At 66.2% G+C, this 22,251-nt stretch carries 25 protein-coding genes; 10 read left to right on the top strand and 15 right to left on the bottom strand.

The genetic code is table 11. The features are described from left to right. Nucleotides 1-8 precede the first annotated feature (8 nt). From KE274_RS03855 to KE274_RS03815, 9 genes are all read right to left on the bottom strand, one after another. Nucleotides 9-416: a hypothetical protein gene (locus KE274_RS03855; RefSeq protein ID WP_249185833.1), complete on the bottom strand. Its 408-nt coding sequence runs from the start codon at nt 414-416 to the stop codon at nt 9-11. Next, nucleotides 416-1,018, bottom strand: a complete 603-nt coding sequence (locus tag KE274_RS03850) for an Asp23/Gls24 family envelope stress response protein (protein WP_211541329.1) — start codon at nt 1,016-1,018, stop codon at nt 416-418. The genes KE274_RS03855 and KE274_RS03850 overlap by 1 nt, the downstream gene beginning before the upstream one ends. Continuing rightward, nucleotides 1,015-1,581 (bottom strand): RNA polymerase sigma factor, encoded by a 567-nt coding sequence (locus KE274_RS03845; protein WP_211541328.1) that lies wholly within the window; start codon nt 1,579-1,581, stop codon nt 1,015-1,017. Before KE274_RS03845 ends, KE274_RS03850 begins: the two co-directional genes overlap by 4 nt. 123 nt (nt 1,582-1,704) lie before the next feature. Continuing rightward, nucleotides 1,705-1,878 (bottom strand): CsbD family protein, encoded by a 174-nt coding sequence (locus KE274_RS03840; RefSeq protein ID WP_136031698.1) that lies wholly within the window; start codon nt 1,876-1,878, stop codon nt 1,705-1,707. A gap of 14 nt (nt 1,879-1,892) precedes the next feature. Further along, entirely contained in the window at nt 1,893-2,591 is a 699-nt protein-coding gene (locus KE274_RS03835; protein ID WP_211541327.1) for a hypothetical protein, read from the bottom strand. Then, nucleotides 2,588-3,151, bottom strand: a complete 564-nt coding sequence (locus KE274_RS03830) for a DUF6286 domain-containing protein (RefSeq protein ID WP_211541326.1) — start codon at nt 3,149-3,151, stop codon at nt 2,588-2,590. The genes KE274_RS03835 and KE274_RS03830 overlap by 4 nt, the downstream gene beginning before the upstream one ends. Then, the gene (locus KE274_RS03825; protein ID WP_211541325.1) at nt 3,148-3,489 is read right to left on the bottom strand and encodes a hypothetical protein; all 342 of its coding nucleotides are present in this window, start codon (nt 3,487-3,489) and stop codon (nt 3,148-3,150) included. The genes KE274_RS03830 and KE274_RS03825 overlap by 4 nt, the downstream gene beginning before the upstream one ends. Beyond that, entirely contained in the window at nt 3,486-3,677 is a 192-nt protein-coding gene (locus KE274_RS03820) for a DUF2273 domain-containing protein (RefSeq protein WP_136031662.1), read from the bottom strand. The genes KE274_RS03825 and KE274_RS03820 overlap by 4 nt, the downstream gene beginning before the upstream one ends. Continuing rightward, entirely contained in the window at nt 3,674-4,114 is a 441-nt protein-coding gene (locus KE274_RS03815) for an Asp23/Gls24 family envelope stress response protein (protein WP_211541324.1), read from the bottom strand. Before KE274_RS03815 ends, KE274_RS03820 begins: the two co-directional genes overlap by 4 nt. Nucleotides 4,115-4,288: 174 nt before the next feature. Here KE274_RS03815 and KE274_RS03810 point away from each other — a divergent pair, with 174 nt between their 5' ends. Together KE274_RS03810 and KE274_RS03805 are read left to right on the top strand one after the other, a co-directional pair. Then, nucleotides 4,289-4,900 carry a TetR/AcrR family transcriptional regulator gene (locus tag KE274_RS03810; protein ID WP_211541323.1) on the top strand — a complete coding sequence of 204 codons (612 nt, stop codon included), beginning with the start codon at nt 4,289-4,291 and terminating at the stop codon, nt 4,898-4,900. Then, on the top strand, nt 4,901-6,562 hold the full coding sequence (locus KE274_RS03805) for an MDR family MFS transporter (protein ID WP_249185832.1): 1,662 nt from the start codon (nt 4,901-4,903) through the stop codon (nt 6,560-6,562). Nucleotides 6,563-6,566: 4 nt separating this feature from the next. Here KE274_RS03805 and KE274_RS03800 read toward each other — a convergent pair whose 3' ends face one another. Both KE274_RS03800 and KE274_RS03795 read right to left on the bottom strand, forming a co-directional pair. Next, complete coding sequence (locus tag KE274_RS03800; protein ID WP_211541322.1) at nt 6,567-6,728, bottom strand: hypothetical protein; 162 nt, start codon at nt 6,726-6,728, stop codon at nt 6,567-6,569. Nucleotides 6,729-6,892: 164 nt separating this feature from the next. After that, nucleotides 6,893-7,363: a hypothetical protein gene (locus KE274_RS03795; RefSeq protein WP_211541321.1), complete on the bottom strand. Its 471-nt coding sequence runs from the start codon at nt 7,361-7,363 to the stop codon at nt 6,893-6,895. Nucleotides 7,364-7,509: 146 nt separating this feature from the next. Here KE274_RS03795 and KE274_RS03790 point away from each other — a divergent pair, with 146 nt between their 5' ends. The 3 genes from KE274_RS03790 (at nt 7,510) to KE274_RS03780 (ending at nt 10,181) form a co-directional block, all read left to right on the top strand. Next, nucleotides 7,510-8,352: a CPBP family glutamic-type intramembrane protease gene (locus KE274_RS03790; RefSeq protein WP_211541320.1), complete on the top strand. Its 843-nt coding sequence runs from the start codon at nt 7,510-7,512 to the stop codon at nt 8,350-8,352. A gap of 628 nt (nt 8,353-8,980) precedes the next feature. Further along, nucleotides 8,981-9,892, top strand: coding sequence for a hypothetical protein (locus KE274_RS03785; RefSeq protein WP_211541319.1), 912 nt, complete (start codon nt 8,981-8,983; stop codon nt 9,890-9,892). Nucleotides 9,893-9,926: 34 nt separating this feature from the next. Next, a complete protein-coding gene (locus KE274_RS03780; protein WP_249185831.1) occupies nt 9,927-10,181 on the top strand; it encodes a hypothetical protein in 255 nt (84 codons plus the stop codon). Between the two features lie 42 nt (nt 10,182-10,223). Here the strand turns inward: KE274_RS03780 and KE274_RS03775 are convergent, their stop codons facing one another. Beyond that, nucleotides 10,224-10,610, bottom strand: coding sequence for a hypothetical protein (locus KE274_RS03775; protein ID WP_211541318.1), 387 nt, complete (start codon nt 10,608-10,610; stop codon nt 10,224-10,226). Between the two features lie 735 nt (nt 10,611-11,345). Between KE274_RS03775 and KE274_RS03770 the strand changes: the two genes are divergently transcribed. The 4 genes from KE274_RS03770 to KE274_RS03755 all read left to right on the top strand — a co-directional run bounded on the left by KE274_RS03770 (nt 11,346) and on the right by KE274_RS03755 (nt 17,228). After that, nucleotides 11,346-11,732: a single-stranded DNA-binding protein gene (locus KE274_RS03770; RefSeq protein WP_211541317.1), complete on the top strand. Its 387-nt coding sequence runs from the start codon at nt 11,346-11,348 to the stop codon at nt 11,730-11,732. A gap of 161 nt (nt 11,733-11,893) precedes the next feature. Further along, nucleotides 11,894-15,646 (top strand): YobI family P-loop NTPase, encoded by a 3,753-nt coding sequence (locus KE274_RS03765; protein ID WP_211541316.1) that lies wholly within the window; start codon nt 11,894-11,896, stop codon nt 15,644-15,646. A gap of 153 nt (nt 15,647-15,799) precedes the next feature. Then, nucleotides 15,800-16,522 (top strand): hypothetical protein, encoded by a 723-nt coding sequence (locus tag KE274_RS03760; RefSeq protein ID WP_211541315.1) that lies wholly within the window; start codon nt 15,800-15,802, stop codon nt 16,520-16,522. 64 nt (nt 16,523-16,586) lie between these two features. Beyond that, complete coding sequence (locus KE274_RS03755) at nt 16,587-17,228, top strand: hypothetical protein (RefSeq protein ID WP_211541314.1); 642 nt, start codon at nt 16,587-16,589, stop codon at nt 17,226-17,228. 41 nt (nt 17,229-17,269) lie between these two features. On the opposite strand, the gene KE274_RS03750 is transcribed toward KE274_RS03755, so the two are convergent. From KE274_RS03750 to KE274_RS03740, 3 genes are all read right to left on the bottom strand, one after another. Next, on the bottom strand, nt 17,270-18,409 hold the full coding sequence (locus KE274_RS03750) for a hypothetical protein (protein WP_211541313.1): 1,140 nt from the start codon (nt 18,407-18,409) through the stop codon (nt 17,270-17,272). 53 nt (nt 18,410-18,462) lie between these two features. Then, the gene (locus tag KE274_RS03745) at nt 18,463-19,524 is read right to left on the bottom strand and encodes a hypothetical protein (RefSeq protein WP_211541312.1); all 1,062 of its coding nucleotides are present in this window, start codon (nt 19,522-19,524) and stop codon (nt 18,463-18,465) included. Nucleotides 19,525-19,940: 416 nt separating this feature from the next. Further along, on the bottom strand, nt 19,941-21,002 hold the full coding sequence (locus tag KE274_RS03740; RefSeq protein ID WP_211541311.1) for a protein kinase domain-containing protein: 1,062 nt from the start codon (nt 21,000-21,002) through the stop codon (nt 19,941-19,943). 187 nt (nt 21,003-21,189) lie between these two features. Here KE274_RS03740 and KE274_RS03735 point away from each other — a divergent pair, with 187 nt between their 5' ends. Continuing rightward, nucleotides 21,190-22,197: a helix-turn-helix domain-containing protein gene (locus KE274_RS03735; protein ID WP_211541310.1), complete on the top strand. Its 1,008-nt coding sequence runs from the start codon at nt 21,190-21,192 to the stop codon at nt 22,195-22,197. The last annotated feature ends 54 nt before the right edge of the window (nt 22,198-22,251 follow it).

The raw sequence follows: 22,251 nt of genomic DNA, 5'->3' as shown, positions 1-22,251 counted from the left end.
CCCGACGGTCAGCGGGGCTCCACGCCCACGGGCTCCGCGGCGCCCCGTCCCTCCACGGCACGGGGCGCCTGCACGTAGGCCACCACGAGCGTGATGCTCTCTCGTTCGCGCCCGTGCGCCGCGAGCACCGCGTCCACCGCGGCGTAGGCGTCCCGCAGCACCTCTCCCGACGCCGCGCCCGCGTCCACCCCGAGCGAGGCCTCGACCGCGACCCCGCCCGGCCCGGAGGCCACCGAGACGATCGGCTCGCCCTCGCGCGTCCCGCTGAGCGCCGCTGCTCCGGCCCTGATCAGGTTCGAGATCAGCGAACCGGAGCGGTACACCCCGCGGACGCCCTCCTGAGCGCGGAGGGCCTGCTCGATGCGCGCCGACAGCTCCCGACGGGCCTCGCCGTCCATGGCCGGATCCTGCGTCATCACGACACCTCCCTGATGTCCTTGACGGTCACGTCGATCGCGGCGACCGCCAGTTCGGTGTGCTGGCGCAGCCGCGCGGCCACCTCGGTGCGCAACCGATCCGCGAGCCCGCGGATCGGCTGCCCGTGCAACACGCTCGCATCGATCTCCACGCGCACCGGCGCCCCGGGCGTCGTGACGTCGCCCTCCAGCCGGCAGCGTCCGACGAGCACGCCGGGCACCGCCTCCTCGGCTGCGCGCACCAGGCCCCGCACGGCCCCCTCGGTGATGGCCAGTTCCACGGCGGGGTCGTCCGACGTGAAAGGGATGCGCCGTCCGGCTCTGGCGTCCAGCGCGATCCCGTTCAGGATGCGGTCCACCCAGCCCTCCTCGACCTCGGGCTCCGCGGCCGTGTCGGCCGCCATCAGCGCGCCACCGAGCCCGCGCAGCCGCTCCAGGGCGTCGAGCGCGAGCTGGCACCCCGGCGACTCCTCGATCGAGGCGATGCGCGGCTCGCGTCCCGCCTCGAGGTAGTCGTCGAGCTCCTCGATCGTGTGGCCGTCGAGGTCGGCCGGGTCCAGACCGAGTCCGCGCAGGTCCGGGTTCTCGTGGTCGTCGTTCATCGCCACGCCTCCATCCGGGTGATCAGGAATCCGCGTGCGCGGGCCAGCAGCCCGCGCACCGTGCTGACGGGAACGCCGAGCTCCTCGGCGATCTCGTCGTAGCTGTACCCGCCCATCTCGCGCAGCACCCAGCATTCGCGCTGCGCCTCCGGCAGTTCGCGCAACGCGGCCCCCAGCGCCGCGACGCCCTCGCGCACCTCCACCACGGCCGACGGCGACGCGTGCAGCGGAGCCGGCCGGTCGATCTCGGTCACGTCGACCGACGGGCGGTGGCGACGGAGACGGTCGACGGCCTTGCGGCTCACGATCCGCATCAGCCAGCTCTTGACCTTCGCCGGGTCGTCGAGCTCCCCGAACCGCTGCCACGCGGTCACGAACGCCTCCTGCACCGTGTCGTCCACCTCGGCCGACGCGTTCAGCATGCGCTGCGTGTACGCGCGCATCATCGGCGTGTACCTCCGCACCAGCACCGCGAACGCCTCGACGTCGCCGTCCATGGCGCGGCCGGCGACGATGTGGTCGCCCGCCTGTTCCAGCGCGCCGCGCGAGCGATCCGCTGCCATTCCCCCACCCTTCGTTCCGCTTCCCCTGCAGATTCGGAGCGGGCACGCCACCGGATCGGAAGCGTGCGCACGGCTCCGCCGCGGGAAGCGCCCCACTCGGGGGCGCTCCCCGCGCGGGCGCGGTTACTTCTTGAACGCGTCCTTGACATCCTCGGCGGCGTTCCGCACATCGCCCTTCGCCTGCTCGGCCTTGCCCTCGGCGACGAGACGGTCGTTGTCGGTGACCTCACCGACGACCTCCTTCGCCTTGCCGGCGATCTTCTCCGCGGCGGCCTTGATCTTGTTCTCTCCGCTCATGGCGGCTCCTTTCCTCACGCGACCCCGGCTCTCGGGGCCGACGACGTCCGGGCGCTGCGGGAAGGCTGTCCCGCGTCGCCCGCGCCGGCCAGCGACCGGCGCATCCTCTGCCGGGACCGGAACAGCTCGCGCCAGCCGCGATCCGCGACGTGCACGACCACCGGCACCGCGGTGCCGAGCAACCGGTCCCACTCCTCCACCGCCGACTCGGCCGCGGCGACGACGGCCCCCAGAGCCGCCCCCTTCCGCGGCGTCACGACGAGTCCGATCGCGGTACGGCGGCCCGCTCGACGCGCGACCGTCCGTGCCGACACCACATCGGGCCGCGCGGCCAGGGTCTCCCCGAGCACCCCATCGGCCACACTGCGGTCCACCGTGGTCGCCCCGCGCGGCCCTGGCACCGCGAGGACGTCCCGCACCCGGCCGCGGCCGCGCGTGAACAGGAACGCGAGCAGCAGGACCACCGCGATGAGCGCCGCCACCGCGGCGATCACGACCGCGACCGGCAGCGCCCAGGTTCCGCCGAGGTCGACCGTCGCGGCCGTAGCCTCCGCGGACGCCCGCTCCACCGCCGACACGGCCCCCGCCGCACCGACGGGCAGCAGCCGCGCCGCGTCCAGACCGGCCGCGAGCAGCGCGACGCCCGCGGCGAGCAGGACGAGTCCGCCGCCGAGCAGCACGATCCGGTTCCCCACCGATCCCGTGAGTCTCATCCGACCACTCCTTCCGTCTCCACGTGCACGCGCGGGGTCAGCGCGAAGCCCACCTCGCTCAGCACGTCGGCCGCGGCCGTCTGCGCGGCTTCGCGATCCACGGGCACCCCGCTCGTCGGGGTGAGGCGCACCGTGGCCGACCGGCGCCCCACCGTGACCGAGACGCGCGACCGCGGCACGCCCGTGCGCCGGGCCACGCCGTCGGCGATCGCGTCCGCCAGCACGCCGTCGTCCACCACGAGCGCGGTGCGTCCCGACAGCCGCGCGCGACGGGCGCGGCGCCCCGGAAGGACCGCGAGCGCCAGCAGCAGCACGGCGAGCACGACCAGCACGGCTCCCGTGGCGATCGCGACAGCCGGGACGCGCAGCGCCTCCGCGACGTCCGCCAGCAGCGCCGTCGCGTCCGCGCGGAACCCCGCATCCACGGCCGCGGCGACTCCGACCCCCAGGAGTCCGAGCAGCACGACCGCCAGGAGCGCGGCGAGCACGGTCGCCGGGGCCGTGCGCGAAGACCGTGTCTCCCGGCGCAGCAGTCGGCGGGTGGAGGCGGGCGCCGTCATGCGACTCTCCTCTCCTGCGGGCGGCGCACTCCGGTGAACCGCACGTCGACCGCGCCGACCCGTCGCGACGCCAGCTCCCCGAGCCGGCGCACGAGGGCCGCGCGCAGAGCCTCACCGCGTTCGGCGAGGGTCGCATCATCCGTGCCCGTCAGCGTGACGGGCACGGCCACCGTGACCCGGAGGTCGCCGCGCCGGTCCCCGAGCGCGACAGAGACGTCGTCGAGCTCCACGCTCGCCGCGTCCCTGGCGATCCCGAGGGCGAGCCGGTGCAGCGCGCGGGCCTCGACGGCCGTGGCCCCCGCCACGGCCGTCGAGGCCCCGGTCTGCTCGACGCTCACGAGGAGGACCGCCGTCCGCGGACCACCTCGGCGAGCGCCCGCACGTCCAGGCGACCGTCGGCGATGCGCCCGGCGGCCGCGCCGACGAGCATCGCGAGGAGCACGAGCAGGAACGCCCAGAAGCCCAGCACGATCCAGGTCAGTGCGAGGACCGCGGCCGCAGCTCCGCCGATCACCGAGGCGTTCACTGGACTCGCGCCTCCTCGGCGTCGGCGTCGTCGTCCGAGGGGATGTGCACGTCGTTGACGCTCACGTTGATCTCGGCGACCTCCATGCCGACCAGTTCGACCATGGCCCGGTGGATGGCGGCGCGCACGTCGTCGGCCACCTTCTGCAGCGACACGGGGTACTCGGCGACGATCGTGACGTCGACGGCGACCTGCGTCTCGCCGACCTCCACGCTCACGCCCTGCGACAGATCGGTCGTGTTCAGGGCGTCGCGGATCGCGCCCATCATGCGGGCGGCCCCACCGCCGAGCGCATGGACGCCGCTGACCTCGCGGGCCGCGATGCCGGCGATCTTCGCGACCACCGCGTCTTCGATCGTGGTCTTGCCGACCGCCGCGGTCTGCGACGTCGGGACGACCTGAGCCTTGGGCTGGGTGCCCCCAGTCACGTTCGCCATCTCAAGCTCCTTCATCCGTGTTTCCGCGTCGGTGAACGCGGGCCGTTTTTCTGACGACACTCCTAAGACGCACGCGGTGGCCCGGATGTCACGAATTCGTCTGCACTTTTTTCCGGAGGCGGACAGTCGGGCCTCACAGTGCACTCTCAGCTTGAAAGTGCAAAGTTGCACTCTATGGATCCGAGTGCAGATTCCCCACGCGAGCAGCGCAAGCGCGAGACCTCCCGCGCGCTGACCTCCGCAGCGAGACGCTGGACCATAGAGCGGGGTTTCGCCGGCTTCACGATCGAAGAGCTGTGCGCCGAGGCCGGGGTGTCGCGCCGCACGTTCTTCAACTACTTCGAGAGCAAGGAGAACGCGGTCTTCGGCATCGCCGTGACGGACTCCCGGCACGAGGAGCTCGAGGAGGCCTTCGCCACCGCCGACGGGGACCTGCTCGACGACTTCGTCGAGCTCACGATCGGCCGCTTCGCGCTGTTCAACCCCGTCGAGCACGCCAGCGAACTGTTCGCCGTGATCGAGAAGGAACCGCGTCTGCTCAAGGCCGCGTTCGAGCAGCAGGAAAAGCACGAGCGTCGCGATGTCGCCCTCATCGCCCGCCGCCTCGACGACACCGCCGAGGCCGAGCTGCGCGCGCAGGTGCTCGTCCAGTCGGTCGGCGCCCTCGTGCGGCTGTGTTTGGAGCAGCTCCTGCACCATCACTCCACCGATCCGTTCGCCGAGCTGATCCGACGCCGCCTCCGGCTCGCGCGCGACCTGTACTCCCCCGCACAGAAAGCACACTGAATGTCCGCCACCGCCATCGCCGATGCGCCGTTCCTGCTCACCAAGCGCCGCATCTGGATCATCTTCAGCGCCCTGATCGCCGGCATGCTCCTCGCGAGCCTCGACCAGACCATCGTGTCGACCGCGATGCCCACCATCGTCGGACAGCTCGGCGGCGTCGACCACCAGGTGTGGATCACGACCGCCTACCTGCTCGCCACGACCATCGTGATGCCCATCTACGGCAAGTTCGGCGACGTGCTGGGCCGACGCCGACTGTTCCTCGTCGCGATCGCGCTGTTCACGCTCGCGTCGGTCGGCTGCGCGCTGGCGACCGACTTCTGGATGTTCGTCGTGTTCCGCGCCCTGCAGGGCCTGGGCGGCGGCGGCCTGATGATCCTGTCGCAGGCGATCATCGCCGACATCGTGCCCGCCAACGAGCGCGGCAAGTACATGGGGCCGCTCGGTGCCGTGTTCGGGCTCTCCGCCGTGGCCGGTCCGCTGCTCGGCGGGTTCTTCGTCGACCACCTGACGTGGCAGTGGGCGTTCTACATCAACATCCCAGTCGGGATCGCGGCGTTCGTGATCGCACTGGTCGCACTGCAGCTGCCGAGCAAGAGAGCAGAGAAGCGGATCGATGTGCTCGGCGTGATCTTCCTGTCCGTCGCCACCACGTGCCTGATCTTCTTCACCGACTTCGGCGGCGACAAGGAGTTCGGCTGGGACTCCCTCGCCACCTGGGCGTGGGGCGCCGGGCTCGTGGTCGCCGCGACCGCGTTCGTGATCACCGAGTCCAGGGCGCAGGACCCGATCATTCCGCTGAGCCTGTTCCGCAATCCGATCTTCGTGAATGCCACCGCGATCGGCCTGGTGCTCGGCATCGGCATGTTCGCGGCGATCGGCTTCGTGCCGACGTTCCTGCAGATGTCGTCCGGCACCTCGGCCGCCGCGTCCGGCCTGCTGATGATCCCGATGATGGTGGGCCTCATGGGCACCTCGATCTTCTCGGGCATCGCGATCTCGAAGACCGGGAAGTACAAGGTGTACCCGATCGTCGGGACGATCGTCACCGGCCTCTCGATGATCGCGATGACGACGCTGTCGGCCGACACGCCCATCTGGCTGATCTGCGTGTTCCTGTTCGTGTTCGGCGCGGGTCTCGGCCTCATCATGCAGGTCGTGGTGCTGGTGGTGCAGAACGCGGTCCCCGCGGACGAGATCGGCACCGCGACCAGCACCAACAACTACTTCCGCGAGGTGGGCGCCTCGCTCGGCGTCGCGGTGTTCGGCACGATCTTCACCACGCGGCTGACCGAGAACCTGCTCGGGGTGTTCGCCGGAGCCGGAGCCTCGCCCGACCAGGCGTCGCAGGCCGCATCGACCATCGACCCGGCGACGCTCGGCACCCTGCCGGACGAGGTGCGCGACGGCATCGTCACCGCCTACGCCGACGCGCTCGCCCCCGTGTTCTGGTACCTCGTGCCGTTCGTGGCGCTCGCGCTGCTGCTGTCGCTGTTCCTGAAGCAGATCCCGCTGTCGGATCAGGCCGGGCTCGTCGCCCGCGGCGAGGCGATCAGCGGCGAAGAGGCGGAGCGTCTGGAGGCCGCGCAGCGCGCCGGTGGGCGCACGACCGTCGCGGACGAGCGACCGGACGGCTCCGGGTCGTCGCCCGCGAACGGCTGAGCGGTCAGGGGAGGTCGGCGACGTCGATGTCGTCGTCGCCGTCCTCCTCACCGGCCGGAAGGTCGTCGGGCTCCGGGTCGTGATCGTTCGTGACGATGTCGGCGTCCACGCCGACCGCGTCGACCTCGGGGGCATCGTCAGCGCTGCTGCTGTTCGGGTCGGACATGGGGGTCTCCGTTCCTCGGGGTCGTGAAGCGCCAGTCTCCCGCGCATCCGGGCCGAGGCGGAGGGGCTTGACACGGTAGGCGACCGACGGATCGGTGTCGCGGCCGGCGCGGCCGTGCACTCGGCGATCGGTCAGGCCCGTGCAGGCGTGACCGGTCGCCACGGTCAGCCCCGGTTTCGCACGGCGTGCGCGCTGACGGCGGCGATCGCGAACACGACCCCAGCGATCCTGTCGTCGTCCGCATGGGCGCTGGAGTCCCACAGCACATCGGTGCCGATCACCTCCACCGTCACGTCGTCGAGCGTCTGCTCGTCGTCGCGGGCGAGGCCGTCGGCGAGCCACGCGGCCGCACGGCGCAGGTCGGCGCGCTCGATCGTGCCATGGCGGTCGTCGCCCGTTTCGGCGAGCACGTCGGCGACGGAGACCCCGCGGCGACGGAGTCCGGCGATCGCGCCGGAGAGCGCGCCAGCGGCGATCGCGAGTCCGTAGCCCGCGGCGATCAGTTCGTCCCACGATGCCGAGACGGCGACGTCGTCCAGCCCGAAAGCGACGCCGGCGCGGTCGGTCACAGCGGCCATCAGCGCGCGGTGCGCGTCGCGGTAGACCGCGGTCGCGGAGGGAGCGGGGGACGACACGGCGGTCCTCTTTCCGGGGAGCCCGCCTCGCTCGTCCGCGCGAGGGCGCGGATGGCTCTCACTCTAATCCGCGCGCGGGATGTTGAGGTCGCCAGTCTCAGTGCGCCACACTGATCCTGACCCCTTCCCGACCCCCAGGAGTCCCCGTGTCCTCACCCGCCGCTCGCAACCCGTGGACCGCGTTCTGGGAGAAGGGTGGCTGGTGGCGCGCGCTCGTGCTCGCCGTGGTGTACTTCGTGCTGTACCAGGGGCTGTCGGTCCTCGCCTTCACGCCCCTCGCGCGGCAGATCGACGACCCCGCCAGCGCTGCCGGGGTGTTCGTGCTGTACGTGCTGCCGCTGGTCGTCGGCGCACTTCTGCTGGTCGGGTTCATCGCCTCGGTCGGCTGGTGGCGGGAGATCTTCGGCCCGCAGCCCCTCCGCGGCCGCGGCTGGATGTGGATCGCGATCGCGGTGGTGCTGGTGTTCAACCTGCTGCGCTTCGCGACGATCGACTATGCCGAGGCGGGCTTCGATGTCGTGGCGACCTGGCTGCTGGCCGGCCTGCTGATCGGCTTCGCGGAGGAGGTGCTCACGCGCGGCCTGGTGGTGAACCTGATGCGCAAGGCGGGCGCGCGGGAGGTCGTGGTGGCCGCGGTGTCGGCCGCGATCTTCGCCGGGCTGCACTCCGGCAACCTGCTGTCGGGCCAGTCGCCGTTCGCGACCGTGCTCCAGGTCGTCTACACGTTCGCGTTCGGGATCTGCATGTACCTGGCGATGCGGGTGACGGGCACGATCCTCGCCCCGATCCTGCTGCACGCCAGCACCGACCCGAGCATCTTCGTGCAGACGCAGTACCCGGCCGACGGCGCGCTCACGGCGTTCGCCGGACTGGGCAACCTCGCCGTGATCGCCACCGGTCTCGTGCTGCTGTTCTTCATCCGCGGTCGTGTGACCGAGCCCGCGGCGACGCCCCCCGCCGGTACGGAGCGATCGCGCCCCGAGGGGTGACCCCCCCACCCCCTACAGCGAAGGTCGCGGCAGCCAGGCGGGGTCTGGTCACCGTTGGTGCGTGTGGGTCATGCGGCTTCTCCGTGGTACGTGGCAGGGGCACTTGCAGGTGGTCTCGGTGTCGGTGGTGTCATCCATGCGTCGCCGCGGCAGGCAGGGTGTTTCCCGTTGCGACAGTCCGGGTTCACGTGCGGGGCCATGCCGTTGCCGGTTCTCGGGCCTGATCGACGCTCATGATCCGCGGTTGGATCTCCGCGGGGAGGTCCTCGAGCTTGACTCCGTGCTGCGTCGTCCAGCGAGCTGGCGCGAGTGCGTGCACGGCTGAGCGCACCCCGGATACGACGAACCCCCGGACCTCGGAGGTTCCGGCCTGAGCCCCTCCCGTCATGCCGGGCCCGTCGCGGAGGCGACCCGGTGTGCTCGGTCCCGCCAACCATCCACGCCCGGCGCCCCTCAGCGGAGACGGCAACCGAGAGTGCGCGAGCCGACCCCGCGGCCCTCTTTCGCGGAGCACGTCGTTCGTCCGGGCGAGAGCGCTGAGCGACTCACGTCCGCGCGGCGCGTGCACGGGTGTCCCCCGATCGGCGGACAAGGGATCACATTCGGGTCACGACGTGCACGTCTGCTGTTGATTCCCCTGATCGGTTTCGTGAGGGTGGCCGGGGCGGGGATCAGAGGTATCACGTTTCACACTGGAGGTTACATGTTAAGAAAGACGGCGCATTCCCGCGCAGTACGACTGGCCGCACTTTCGGCCGCGGCGCTTCTGTGCACCATCGGAGGTGTCATCGCACCGACCGGCGCGTGGGCGGCAGACACGGCTGGCCCTGAGACGTCGGGGGCCGCACTGGAGAACGTCGCCGCCGAAGACGCCTCACTCCTCCTCTCACCAGCGACGGGACCCGGAACCGGCATCACCCAGGTCGGTGAGGGCACGGCCGCTGTTCCGGCGACAGCCGACGTCCCCGTCAGCCTCACAGGAGAGGACGGAGCGCAGCTCGACATCCATCTGCCGACCGAATCGTCTCCCGAGGCCGCCCCGGCTGCGGTGCTGGGTGGCGGCACCGTGGTGTACCCCGGCGCAGATTTCTCCAACTCGGTGATCGTGGGTGACGCCGGTGTTCAGATGCTGACGACGATCGCCGGACAGGACTCTCCGACGGCATATGAGTACCGCGTCAGCCTGGAAGAGGGACAAGCCCTCGAGTCGACAGAGGGCGGTGCCGCGATCCTCAACGCCGACGGCACGATCGCTGTCGCGATCGGCAAGGCCTGGGCGAAGGACGCCAAAGGCGTTGACGTGCCGACGCACTATGAGGTCCACGGCAGCACACTGACGCAGATCGTGGATCACGCGGACGGCAACTTCACGTACCCCGTTCTCGCCGACCCGATCTGGCTCGCCCCGTGGGTGGTTCGCTGCCTCATCGGCATCGGGATCAACGGCGCCACCATCACGCGGATCGCCAGTTCTGGAAGCCCGGGTGCGGTGCTCGCGGCATTCGGCTATGGGGCGTTCCGTTGCATCCTGGGGAGGTAAGAGAGTGTTTCATCGAGAATCAGCAGAACAGCTGATGCAGCGGCTCGCCGAGGTGGACAAGCTGATCGCAGCGCACCCGTTGGCGCAGGACAGCGTACGTGAGGCACACGCACTCATCGAGTCGACCGGCGAACGGGACAAGGATGCCCTGAGCGGCGAGCTGGCGGCGCGAGGCCTGCCCACTCTGGAGGAGTTGGGGCGGATCCAGGTGCAGACCACGTCAAGCTGGTGGCGTCTCCGCCGTGAGCGAAAGAAAATCCTGAGGAAGATCGAGCGCCGCGCGCGCTAGTACGACGGGGCGCCGCGCTCGATCACCCTCCAGCGCGGCGCCCTACCGTCTCGCCGTCCGCACCACGAGGTTGAGCAGGGCGTCGGGCCGGGCGGCCAGGGCGCGGCTGGGAGCATCCGCCACGAGCTGGTCCAGCATCCGTTGCGTCGCATCGACGCCCTTCGCCCAGTAGCCGCCCAGATGGTGCCGGCTGAGCGACCGCCGGATCGACGTGTCACCGCGGCGCACAACCACCTCACCGTCTTCGGGCCCGAAGTCGGGGCTCTCCGACGTCACCGCGACGAAGGTCGCCGTCGCCAGACCAGAGAGCACGCCCGGGAAACGAAACCTCGTCGTCTGCAGCCGCAGCACGACCTCATCGGTGTCCTCCCAGGGGAACGACTCACGCTCCATGCCGCCATCGACGTAGACGAGAGCTCCTGACGTCACCCGCAGGTGCTTCCTCCCAGGATCACCGATGAGGAGGCCGCTCTCGCCGACGTGCAGTGGTCCATACCGCTTCATCCGATCGATCCTGTCACACACGAGCGACGGGCCCGTCCCCGCTGCGAGAACTCCTCGGCGGCACCCTCCGAACGGGCCGTGATGCAGAAGACCCCTCTTCCCAGTGATCACGAGGAGAGGGGATCTGTAGTCCAAATGAGAGGGTCCTGGAACACCCGGCGGGCGCTGAAAACCCTGATAGAACGGGCCAAGGACGGGAATCTCCTCCTCCCCAGGCGCACCTCGACTTCACCCAGAAGTGACATGCGCGGCCCTGTGGCGACATCGATTGAGATGGCTGGAACACGCCTGGACGCGACAGAGATCGAGGCGCTCGTCAGCCAGTACCGCCAGGGTGCCCGCGTATCGGAGCTGGCGCAGCGATACGACTTGCACCGGTCGAGCGTTCGCGCGCACCTACGCCGCCACGACGTTGAAGCACGAGACCGAGTCCCCCAGGTCAACGAGGCCGACGCGTTCGTGGAACTATATGAACAGGGGCACAGCCTCGCCGCCATCGGCAAGAGGTACGGCATCGGACCGAGCCGGGTACGGACTCAGTTACTGCACCGGGGTGTTGGGCTCCGGCCTGGTCGCCGAGGAGCGCCAGGTTCGCCCCGTGAGCCGCGGAACAACGTAGAAGCGGCGACATAGCAGTGCCGAATCTCACGAGGAGAGCGCGTGACACTCCATACTCAGCGGTCCCTGTCCGGTTTCATCGCGTCAGAGCCCATGCTCAGCTTCACCCGCACCGGCGATGCCCGCTTCTACGCGAAGATCGGCCAAGAGCACTATCGACGCGAGAAGGACGGATCGACCATCAAGGTCAACACCACGTTCCACGATCTGGTGCAATACCGGAGCGCTGCGGAGGAGTCGTACTCGAAGTTCCGCAGGTCTGACTGGTTCCTCGCCGAAGGCTACGTGAAGACCTACACGGCTGCCGACGGTACGCAGCGGTCAGAGTTCGTCGCGAAGAAGCTCGGCCACGACGCTGCACGGACCAACTATGCAGTCGTACGAGACCGCGACGGCGGAGCAGGCCGGCCTCCAGCGCTCTCGAACTGACATAGGTCAGCTGGTGCGTCGGACCAAGGTGCTGTCATGTAGCACTTCTAAACTCGTGAGAAGGCAGCGTTGCCCAGATGCCGCCGGATCGTCAGATGACTCGCGACGAGCTCATCCTTCACCCGCGTGTCTCAAACGCGCCAAGCGGAAAGTTGAGCCCCGTGGCTGACGTCGAGTTACAAACCCTCGCTCCGGAATACAACGCTGATGATCACGGGACTTACGTCGCGCGCCTCAACGCGGCAGTCGAGGATCCGCGAAACAGGAACATCGCTCTTACAGGTCGGTATGGTTCGGGGAAGTCGAGCATCCTTGATCAGTTCCTCAAGCATCAGGGGACCAAGCCGTCGAAGGGGGACAACGGCCATCGTTCCAGGAAGACGCTCCGGATTAGCATCAACACGCTTGGCCCGGACGACGGTGAGGATCTGACGAATCGGATTCAGAAGGAGTTGGTCAAACAGCTCGTTTACAGAGCCAAGCCAGGCTCGCTTCGTACGTCGAGATTCGCCCGACTGCCCGCTCTCACGTGGTGGCGTGCAGCGATTGACGCATTCATCGTCGCAGCGGCGCTTGTTGGCCTGCTCTGGCTGTTCGGGGTGCGACCCGAACAGAACGCATTGGGGACCGAGAGCTATCTGCTCCCGATGACCGCCTTCTTCGCGCTGGCTTTCCTTGTTCTGTGGGGTGTCCGGTGGTACCTCGGGCGACGCACCGTGTCGCAGTTCTCGACGGGCGGCGCATCGATCACCTTTGAAGAGAACACAGATTCCTACTTCGACAAGTACCTAGACGAACTAGTTGCCTTTTTCGAGGCAACCGAACCAGAGATCGTCGTGTTCGAGGATCTGGACCGTTTCGACGACCCCCAGATTTTCGACTCGCTCCGCGAGCTGAACACGCTGCTGAACGCCTCATCTCATTGGAACGACCGCCCGAGAAAACCAGTGCGATTCGTCTACGCGATCAAGGACAGCCTCTTCGAGAAGCTCGGAGAGGGCCAGCAACAAAAGGACGCAGCAGGTAAGCCTGCGGACGACGCTGCAAGCACGTCACCCGGCGGCGGTACCACGGGGACCGCCGCGCTGGCTAAGAGTTCGCCGGGCACTCCCGACGATGTTCCGCGAACCCAGACTGTTCCTGACAATAGGAGGGACGCGGCGGAGATAGCGGTACAGCGGGCGAACCGCACGAAGTTCTTCGAGATCGTCATTCCCGTCGTCCCGTTCCTGTCGCACAGCAACGCTCGCGATCACTTCCTCGACGTACTCAAGAAACTACGACTCCCGGCAGACACCACGATCGATAGAGGACTCATCGATGTCGTGGCCCGTCACACCACCGACATGCGCCTGATGACCAACATCGGCAACGAGTTCGTCGTCTACGCAGAGCGACTGCTCTGGGTAGATCGACCGGCACCGGGCCTCGACGCGGATCGCTTGTTCGCGCTCGTCGTCTACAAGAACTTCCACCTCGCGGACTTCGAAGCACTCCCCCATCGCGGAAGCGTCCTCGACACGCTCGAGCAGCGCCGCCGTGATCTAATAAACGCATCAATCGAGACACTTCAGACGAAACGGGCAGACATACTTCGCGGTCTTGATCGTCAACGCCGGCAGGCGCAACAGGCAGCGCTTCTCGGTGAACGCCTAGCCATCATGCTGAAAGCAACGGGGGCGACCCTTCGGGAAGCGACTGCGGGTGAGTCTCAGCTGAGCATCGACGCGATTAGCGAAGCCTCGTTCTGGCGACCTGTCGGCAAGAACGGTCAACTTACACTCACCCTTAGGCATCGTTCGGGGCACGAGACTGCCACAAACTTCGACCGCGCCAAGCTCAAGTTGCTCTTCATCGAAGCCTCGGATCCGAATGACTGGCTCGACAAGCTGTCCTCTCTCGAAGCTGACCAACTGATGGCAATCGACGAGCAGATATCTGAGCTTCGGGGCGTGAGCTTCGCCACCCTCGCCAAAGATGATCGCTACAAGTACAAGGCCGAGGTCTTCGGAGCGAGCGTTGATCGGATCTTGCTGTCCGACCTCGCCCGCGATCTCGTGAAACAGGGCCACCTCGACCGCTACTACGCGGAGTACGCGACCGTCTTCTATGGGAAGTTCCTCGGCGTGGACGTCGCCAACTTTTTCCGTAACAGCGTGTGGCCCAACGAGATGAACATCCACTTCACGTTCACGACCGAGAACGCGGTGAAGAACGTCATGGAGCAGGCCCCTGCTCACTTCCTGCGCACGCGTAGCGCCCTGAACATCGAGATCGTTGATCATGCGGTGGATACCGGCCCCGATTGGGCCAGCGATCTGGTCGATTTCCTTACGCATCAGAACAATGACACGCGTGCGTTCCTGAAGAGCTACTTCAACACGCCCACGAGTCGTCGCGAAGAGCTGGTTGCGCTCCTTGCAGCCAAGCCCTGGCCTGGCCTCTTCAACTTCCTGGCACGCGATGACACGCTTGACGACGACGAGACACGGAAGCGTCTACTGAGCACCGGCCTGGTAAACGCAGACGCGGTCGACTCGTACGACCTCGACGAGAATGCCCGAGCTGTCATCGCCCGTTTGCATCCAGAGCTAGACGCATTCTCCGAGGACCAGTCAGACGTGTCGCCGGACATGCTGTTCTCATTCCTCATTACCGCGCAGCCCAGTCTCCCGAGCCTGCGGGTGTTGTCACCGCAGCTCCAGAGACTGGCCGTGTCCTCCAAGCGCTACGACCTGAGCATCGACAACATCCGCGCCGCTGCGGCGCTGGAAGACGATTGCCCGATCTCCGCCGAGAACATCATCCATCAGCCGGCCGTGTGGAAATACTGCGCCGAGAACGTGGCCGCCTACCTCAGCCTCGTTGACAGCGACGACCGGACGCTCTCAAGCTGTAGCTCCTCGGAAGTCCTCAGCGACGTCGTCAACGCTGAGCACGAGACTTGGACTCCCGAGCTGCTGGGCGACTTCATCGCAGCGAGTTCTCCTGACGCCGCCTTGCATCACATCGCCGTCGTCGCGCAGGACACGTGGCCTCTGGTCGTTGGGAAGCGCAGGGCGGTCCCGAATGTGGCGAACATCGCAGCCTACGCAACCGAGGTGGGCGTCGACTCGGCACTGGCCACGTTCCTCGTGAGCCCTGATGGGGAGGTCGTCTCTATCGAGGACCTTGAGGACGCGACATGTGAGCAGATGGAGCCGTTGATCCCCCGCCTCCTCAACGCCAAAGCTGTACTCACCCCTGCACAGAGAGTCTCGCTTGTCGATCAACTGATGGCGTCGCCGGCACACCCCGGCCTGGAGCTCACCGAAATCGAGGCAACCCCAGACGCAATGTTCGCCGAGCTCCTTCGCGCGGGCCTGGTTCAAGACAGCCAAGAAACGTTCGCGCACTTCACAAGCGCGTCGTGGTCTTCGATTGGACCGGCGCTCTATGTATCGACCAAAGCCGCGGAGTTCATCACGCCGGCGCTCATCTCTGGTCATGCTGCGGAGGTCGTCACCGACAGTCGTGTCCCAGACGCGACGCGACGTGCGGTGGTCGAACGAATGAGCGAGGTCGCCCCAACAGAAAGTCCTGCCTTCCTGCAAGCTGTGGCGGGGGCCGCTCGATCTCTGCGCACGAAGCTGAACGAATCTGATCTCAGAACGGTCGCACCGACAGCTCAGAACCCTGAAGACATCCTCTGGCAGTTGAGCCAACACGGACGAGCGCTGTCAACGAGGACCGTCCTTGAGATCCTGAGCTTCCTGCCCGGGGACTTCGTGGGATTCGGTGAATCCTCCGGTTACGAATTTGAGATATCCGATAGCGCATCACTCGCCTCGGTCTTGGACCGGTTGAGAACTGATGGGGCGATCGAGTTTCCTCGCGGTCGACCCTCGGGACGACGAAAGGTGCGAATCGCGTGATCATTGCTCCTGGATGCAGCCACGCAGTGGGACGAGACCACAACGATGGAACCGGCTAGACGCCATGAGCCCTGGCGGCATTCGACAAGTTCCCGTCGAATGTGTGGCGCAGCAGAGCCGCACATGTCGGTGGCCTACGCGAGAATCGGAGCTATGACGGACTCGCTCGACGATCATGTGCCAGCTCATTCACCGATCAAGGACACTATGATCAATGCCGGCCTGGCTGGGGTGTCGGCAGTTCCCCTGGTTGGTGGCGTCGTGGCGCAGTTCACCTCAGGGCTGCTCGCCGAACGCCAGGCCGCACGGCAACACGAGTTCAACGTGGCGGTCGCCCGTGTCGTGGAAGACGTCTTGACGCGTGTCGACGGGCTCACGCCCGAGGCCGTGCTGGAGTCCGACGAGTTCATGGCTGCATATGAGCGTGCATCCAGGGCTGCCGCCGAGGCCTCCAGTGCGGAGAAGCGCACTCGGCTCGCGGCAGCCATTCGGCACGCTGGCCCGTGGAGCGCCATCGATGAGTCGAAACGGGCACAGTTCCTGACTCTCGTGGCGCGCTACGACGACCTGCACTTCGCGATGCTCAGCTTCTTCCGCGACCCGCGAGCATGGATCAAAGCGAACACGGCCGACTGGCACGAGCCCGATCAGTGGGGCGCATCGTCGATCGGGGCACTCCTCGAGAGATACGTCTTCCCGAGCGTCGCCGGCTGGCAGCAGCTGGTGACACCGGTGCTCGATGAGCTGCAGAACGCTGGTCTGCTCGACAACGCACCCTTGAACACGATCATGACTCCAAGCGGACCCCTCCAGCAGCGCACGAAGCCCCTGGGCGCTGAACTTCTTCAGTTCGTTGAGATCGACTCGACGCCGTGACCAGCAAACGGCAAATGGACCGGAGGCAATGATGGCTCTCAGTCGCCCCGGAGAGGAAGACGAAATGACGTTCATCCAGACGTTCGGCAGGACATTCGGAACGAAGAGGGTCACCGTCACGCCCGGGGCTGAAGCTCCCGGTCGGAGCGTTGAGGTCTTCGACGGCCTGGTGCAGTCCAAGTCCGTCGACTTCAACGTCGACACCCCGATCTACGAGGGCGACCAGCTGACGTGGGATGACCCGCGCGGCGGGCAACAGCACGTGTACGCGACGCACGTCGACGTGCTCGACGCCGGAAGCCGCAACATGCGTCATATCTCGGTCAAGTGGGCCAAGACCCCGCCTGTTCCTGCCTCGCCATCAGGCAACGGTCACGTCATCGTCGTCAACGGCAGCAACGTGAACATCGCCCTTGAAGGCAGCACCATCACACAGCAAGTACCCGTCGCCGCCGGATACGAGCAACTGGCTGATGCGGTCGGCCGCGCATTGGCGCTGATCGAGGCCACTCCGGGCATCGACCCTGACGAAGTAGACGCCGCCCGCGAAGCGGCAACGCTCGTGGTCGAAGAGGCAGCCAAGACCGAGCCGAACCAACGCGTGCTCAAGAAGCTCTTGCTACCTCTGAGGGGCGTGCTTACCTCGGCAGCCAACTCGGGGGCCGGCGCCGCAGCATCCGCTCTGATCACGCAGCTCATGACCTGACTAATAACCCGACTCGTCTACCGCACCGCTTGTCGTCCAAATCAGCTTGTAGCTAACCGCGTGGGAGCCCTTCCAAAGCTGAGGTCACCTGCGCGCTGCTCCAGCTCTTCGAGCAGCGTCACCGCGGCAAGCATCGTGGCGAACATGTAGTCGAGGAACTCGTCGCCATACGCCATCCGCTGCTGGTCGTTGCGGTGACGGATACCGAAGTTGTTGGCGATGTTGAACAGGTCGGACTCGTCCTTGCCCAGCACGAGCTTCGCGTCCTTGCGCCGAGTCTCCAGGGCACCGGCAAGGAGCGCGAGGGACTGACGACGCTGGATCAGCGTTGCTCCTCGCTCACGGAACATTCGGATCGCGTGGGCGACCTCGTCTTCGGTGTTGTCGGCGCCGGCCGTCGCACGGGAGTCGGCGGCGGCATCGAGCGCCGTCCCAAAGTGTCGTATGAGGCGTCCGCGCTCGTCCCCACGAGTCCCAAGGCGCAATTCGACGCCGTATGTCTCGAGGAGCGTGTTCACACGCCAGCGGTAGACCACCCCGCCAGACTCGGCGCTGTGCTCGGCGTAGTGGTTACCGCAGTCGCCGTAGTCGTGGAAGGAGCCCGGGGTGCGTGGACGCTGAGCACCATCATGGAAGTACTCGATAAGTGAGTACAGAGTCGACTCATCCCAGGTCAGGGCATCACGAGCTTCCCCATCCCAGTCGAATGGCAGATGCATAGCACGAGCGGCGCGCGAAGACACGTACTCCCAGCTTGTGCGGTTGTCCACGCAGTCGCGTGGCAGAACTTCCGGGAAGTAACCATGATCCTGGAGATCGAGCAGAAGCTCGGCGAACGCCAACGATAAGAGCTTGGTCGGCTCAGCTTCGGAGACCGAAGTAGGTCCCTCGCGCTGCGCGAAATAACGCGGTGGCACGTAGGGCATGAGCTTGCTTTCGTTCGCGAGCAGCTTCCTGAGCCAGGCCCGCGCGCGGTCGTACTCGGCTTCGGCTGCCCAAGGCCCAGCGTTGGCTCCGCTCTCATGCGTGTAGGTGTCGACCACGGCTGAGTCTTGGAAGGCCTCCCGCAAGAGATGCCCGATGGCATCGAGGATGACCTCATCGGGAAGCTGCACCACTCGACGAGCTTCCCAGTCGAATAGCTCGCGTGGCCAGACGAGGGCATAGCGAGCGTCAACCATGAACCCAGCCTAGATCGGCGGGCATCGCAAACTCTGCTGCTATCCGCGCGACGCTACCGGCTCAGGCGCGATTCCAACCTTTCAAGCAGCAGTCGACCTTCCGCCGTGGGATAGCGCTCGACCCATTGCCGTGCCGCTGCCGCTAGCGACTGTGAGGATCCCGGACTAACTCGAGCTTCTTCCAGAGCCCAGTGGAGGAGCGCCATGACTACCTGATAGGGAGTACGTGCTTCCCGGAATCCCTCGACTGCTTCTTGGTAGAGACGACGTCCGGCCAGAAGATCGCCACGCCGGAAGGCAATCAGGCCTCTAGTCGCCTCCACTGTGTGAGCCTGGTCCTCATCTGACGTCGTACCCGCGAACGCGAGATGAGCTTCAGCTTCGTCCAGACGCCCGAGGTGGGCTGCCGCGAAAGCAGCGTTGTTTCGCAGTCCACCATCGTTGGGATTGGCGCGCATCCCCACCTCGGCCGCACTCAACGCTGCTTCGTAGTCTTCGAGTCCGACCGCGGCTACAAAAGATGTAGCGAGAGCAGCCTCCTGCGAGAAGGACTGGTCCGCTTGCCACAGCTCACCAGCATGATGCGCTTCGCTCCAGGCACCGTCCTTGACGAGAGCACGCAACTGCGCCTCATGCGCGTTGTCGACGGGTACGCTACCGAGGTCGAGATCGAGATCGAGCTCATCGGTGGCCCATGTCGCCTGAGCAAGCGTGTTGTCGTTTGGCGCACGCAACGATTCAAGAAACAGCTGCTGTGCGCGTGAGCGCTTACCCGAGAGCCCTTCGAGCGTGCCTAGCTCGCTCGTTAGCTCCGAAGTGTCCGCAGGGCCGAACTGCCCAAGTGTGAGAAGCTCCCGCGCAGACCGCACGTCCGTCTTCTGATCGGAAAGATCCGCGAGCGCCAGAGCAGACGCCATGACCCAAGGGTCCCGGTGGTGAAGGTCTGTCGATGTAAGTGCCCAGTATCCGAGGTCCGGCTCGTCCAACGTCACGAACAACGTCGCCGCACCGCGCACGACGAAGCGATTCCCGCGGCCCAGTTGCAGGGCTCCAAACATCTGGCGCCGCGCCTGTCCAAGGTTGCCGAGAACGATGTGCGCAAGAGCTAGATCCACGCGGGCTACTACGTCTCGCGGACGCTCGATTAGGCGACGACGGAGCCGAGGCACGCCTGATAGCGCGCGTTGCTTTCCATCGTTTAGTTGGACAGGAGCCGCCGCGCTGCCTGTTGGATCAGACAGATCCTGTGCCCAGTCGAGGAGCACTTGATCATGCGCGGCGTCCCGCAACCGCACAGCGACCTCAGCAAGTTCGTCACCGTAACTGCCTGCGCTGACAAGAGCGCTCAAGAAGTCTGCAAGCACCCACTCATTGCCGCTCTTCTCAGCTTCTGCGCGTAGCGAACTGAGGTTTGGCCGGGGGCGATCGATTGGGGTTCGAAGTGAGCGAAGGTCGTGACCGTGACTACTAGAGCGATGGAACGAGCGCCACCGGGGAACGACCTGTCGCTCCTCGCTCAGCGGGTTCGTACTCACGCCGCGGCGCTCCGGCTCAAGCGTCGTGCAGAGAGATCGATAGCCGTGATCACTCGATCCAGCGCGTAAGGATTCCCATGCAACTGGCGGCGCGCGCTTGGGTGACCTCGTCGAGTAGCGTCCGGTTCACACAGGTAGCTGATCATCTGTCGCAGCTCCGCTCCGAAACGCCCAGGACGCACCGCCTCGATGCCGTCGAGCACGTCACCGAACGCATCGTCAAGGTAAGGGAGGACCGCTTCGAACTCGTCGCCCCACGCATTCCAATGATGTGCGGAATCCAGATGCTCGCTGAGCCACGCATTGATCGTCCGACCAGTAAACATGAACGCGGCGAGGCTCCCGAGCTGATAGAGATCAGCCGCATACCGACGGGTTTTCTCATCTGGATACACGTGTCCGTACTGCTGCTCAGGAGGCGCGTAGTTTCGATCACCAGGCACCGGAAGGAGGTCGAGAGCGCTGGGTGCGTCGGCCCGGAATGCTCGACCGAGATCACCAAGCTTGCCGGTCGCTCTCCCGCTCGGCAGGTCCGGAAACACAAGGAAGTTCGACGGCTTGAGATCCTGATGGGAGACGCGAGCCGAATGAAGCTGCCGCAGGCCCAGCGCCATGCTGTGCAGATACTCAAGCTTGATTACATCGTCAACGGTGGCTCCGATCGCGAGCGCCCGCCGGACATCATGAGTAGCCAACTCGAAGACAATGTAAGACACTGACCCAAGGGCGAACTCCGGAAGCTGAATCTCCCCATGGTCGATTGCAACAACAACGTTTGAGAGTCGGCGCTCTCCGCACATGATGCAGAGGTCCCGTTCGGCTGCGAACTGTGTGGTGAGCGATTGCAAAGCATCGACAAAGCTTGGGGAGCGCAGCGCTACGGCCAGGTTGAGCACTTTGAGGAACCCCTTGGTTCCGTCAGCCCTCTCAACCGGATACGAGACGCTAAACATGCCCCCAGTTGCATCGTCGTCAGGGACCCGAAGAGGACCGACAACCCAGCCGTTGGGCAGGCTTCTGCCTTCAAGATGCAACGCGGCGTTCGCGGACGAGTCCACTCGAGGTCCCTTGTTTGTTCTCACAGCTGGTGTAGCTATTGATCGTATCGTGGGGGTCAGACACAGACGGCAGGGTCACTTCTGCTCAGGACTTGTAGTCAGACACGATGCTCCGACGCCGGGCCAACACGCTCCACGTCGAGATCGGCGGCACGACCAGTCGACTGACGGTGACGAGACTGGTGACATGAATCCACACCCCAGTCCTGATACCCCAGAACCAGCTGCACCGGACCGCGAGCCCGGCTTATTGGAGAACTTCGCGCAGGCGCTCCGCACCGCGAACCCGGCGTACAAGCTGCTCATGGAGAAGTTCCGAAACGGATCGCTCCTGAACGAAGCCAACACTGACGGTCGCTGTGTGGCGCAAACTCCCCAGCGCAGGACGACGAGGACAGTTGCACACACCGCGGCGCACGTCGACGTCGTACACGAGGACGCGGCGCCGGGCGGGACGCTGGCGATGGTCGTCGCGTACGGCAACGGAGCAACCCAGGCAGAGATCGCCGCTGCACACGGAATGCACGTGCAGACCGTGCGGCGACGACTTCTGGAGGCCGGTGTCCTTCTCCGCGATCAGAGCATGACACTCTCGCCAGAGGAGCAGACGGACGCCCGAGCCCGCCACGCCGCCGGCCACAGTGCCCGCGAGATCGGAAGACACCTCGGAGTCGCGCACACGACCATCCGACGTCTTCTTTGCTCTCCCGACACCACCGAAGTCACCGTTGCGCCGAACACACGATTACGGCCCGTTCACACTTCCACGGGCCTCGAGAGACTCACCAAGGATGAACGCGATCCCCGGACCATGTCGAACGCACGGAACGTTCACGAAGGTCTACGCGCCTCGGACGTATCCGACGTCCGTGGTCCTGTCGCGACAGCAACGCACAAGGCTGGAACCCCGCTGTCCGCGGCTGAGATCTCCCACCTCGTGCACGAATACGAGGAAGGCATGCCGACGTCCGAGCTTGCCAAGAAGTACGGCATCCACCGGGCGACGGTGCGCGCAAAGCTGCGGACAAACGGGGTAGACCCGCGCGAACGGGTGCAGGTCCACGAGCGGGCCCCCGAAATCGAGCGACTCTACGAGCAAGGCGACAGCCTTGCCACGATAGGCAAACGCTTCGGCCTGACACCGAGCAAGGTGCGCACGCAACTGATCCACCGTGGCGTCAACCTGCAGAGGTAGCACCGCGTCGCTGGCGACAATGACATCCGCGACCTTCGATCACGACCTCAGGCG

The sequence above is a fragment of the Microbacterium paraoxydans genome, assembly GCF_018224615.1.
Lineage (GTDB): Bacteria > Actinomycetota > Actinomycetes > Actinomycetales > Microbacteriaceae > Microbacterium > Microbacterium paraoxydans_B.
This window is presented reverse-complemented; position numbering and strand designations above follow the sequence as displayed.

What these genes read in the sequence shown, in the direction of transcription:
- KE274_RS03830 (WP_211541326.1), bottom strand. Translation starts at nt 3,151, where the DNA reads ATGACGGCGCCCGCCTCCACCCGCCGACTGCTGCGCCGGGAGACACGG.
- KE274_RS03735 (WP_211541310.1), top strand. Translation starts at nt 21,190, where the DNA reads ATGAATCCACACCCCAGTCCTGATACCCCAGAACCAGCTGCACCGGAC.
- KE274_RS03850 (WP_211541329.1), bottom strand. Translation starts at nt 1,018, where the DNA reads ATGAACGACGACCACGAGAACCCGGACCTGCGCGGACTCGGTCTGGAC.
- KE274_RS03855 (WP_249185833.1), bottom strand. Translation starts at nt 416, where the DNA reads ATGACGCAGGATCCGGCCATGGACGGCGAGGCCCGTCGGGAGCTGTCG.
- KE274_RS03810 (WP_211541323.1), top strand. Translation starts at nt 4,289, where the DNA reads ATGGATCCGAGTGCAGATTCCCCACGCGAGCAGCGCAAGCGCGAGACC.
- KE274_RS03760 (WP_211541315.1), top strand. Translation starts at nt 15,800, where the DNA reads ATGACGGACTCGCTCGACGATCATGTGCCAGCTCATTCACCGATCAAG.
- KE274_RS03805 (WP_249185832.1), top strand. Translation starts at nt 4,901, where the DNA reads ATGTCCGCCACCGCCATCGCCGATGCGCCGTTCCTGCTCACCAAGCGC.
- KE274_RS03845 (WP_211541328.1), bottom strand. Translation starts at nt 1,581, where the DNA reads ATGGCAGCGGATCGCTCGCGCGGCGCGCTGGAACAGGCGGGCGACCAC.
- KE274_RS03755 (WP_211541314.1), top strand. Translation starts at nt 16,587, where the DNA reads ATGACGTTCATCCAGACGTTCGGCAGGACATTCGGAACGAAGAGGGTC.
- KE274_RS03840 (WP_136031698.1), bottom strand. Translation starts at nt 1,878, where the DNA reads ATGAGCGGAGAGAACAAGATCAAGGCCGCCGCGGAGAAGATCGCCGGC.
- KE274_RS03835 (WP_211541327.1), bottom strand. Translation starts at nt 2,591, where the DNA reads ATGAGACTCACGGGATCGGTGGGGAACCGGATCGTGCTGCTCGGCGGC.
- KE274_RS03780 (WP_249185831.1), top strand. Translation starts at nt 9,927, where the DNA reads ATGCAGCGGCTCGCCGAGGTGGACAAGCTGATCGCAGCGCACCCGTTG.
- KE274_RS03815 (WP_211541324.1), bottom strand. Translation starts at nt 4,114, where the DNA reads ATGGCGAACGTGACTGGGGGCACCCAGCCCAAGGCTCAGGTCGTCCCG.
- KE274_RS03750 (WP_211541313.1), bottom strand. Translation starts at nt 18,409, where the DNA reads ATGGTTGACGCTCGCTATGCCCTCGTCTGGCCACGCGAGCTATTCGAC.
- KE274_RS03800 (WP_211541322.1), bottom strand. Translation starts at nt 6,728, where the DNA reads ATGTCCGACCCGAACAGCAGCAGCGCTGACGATGCCCCCGAGGTCGAC.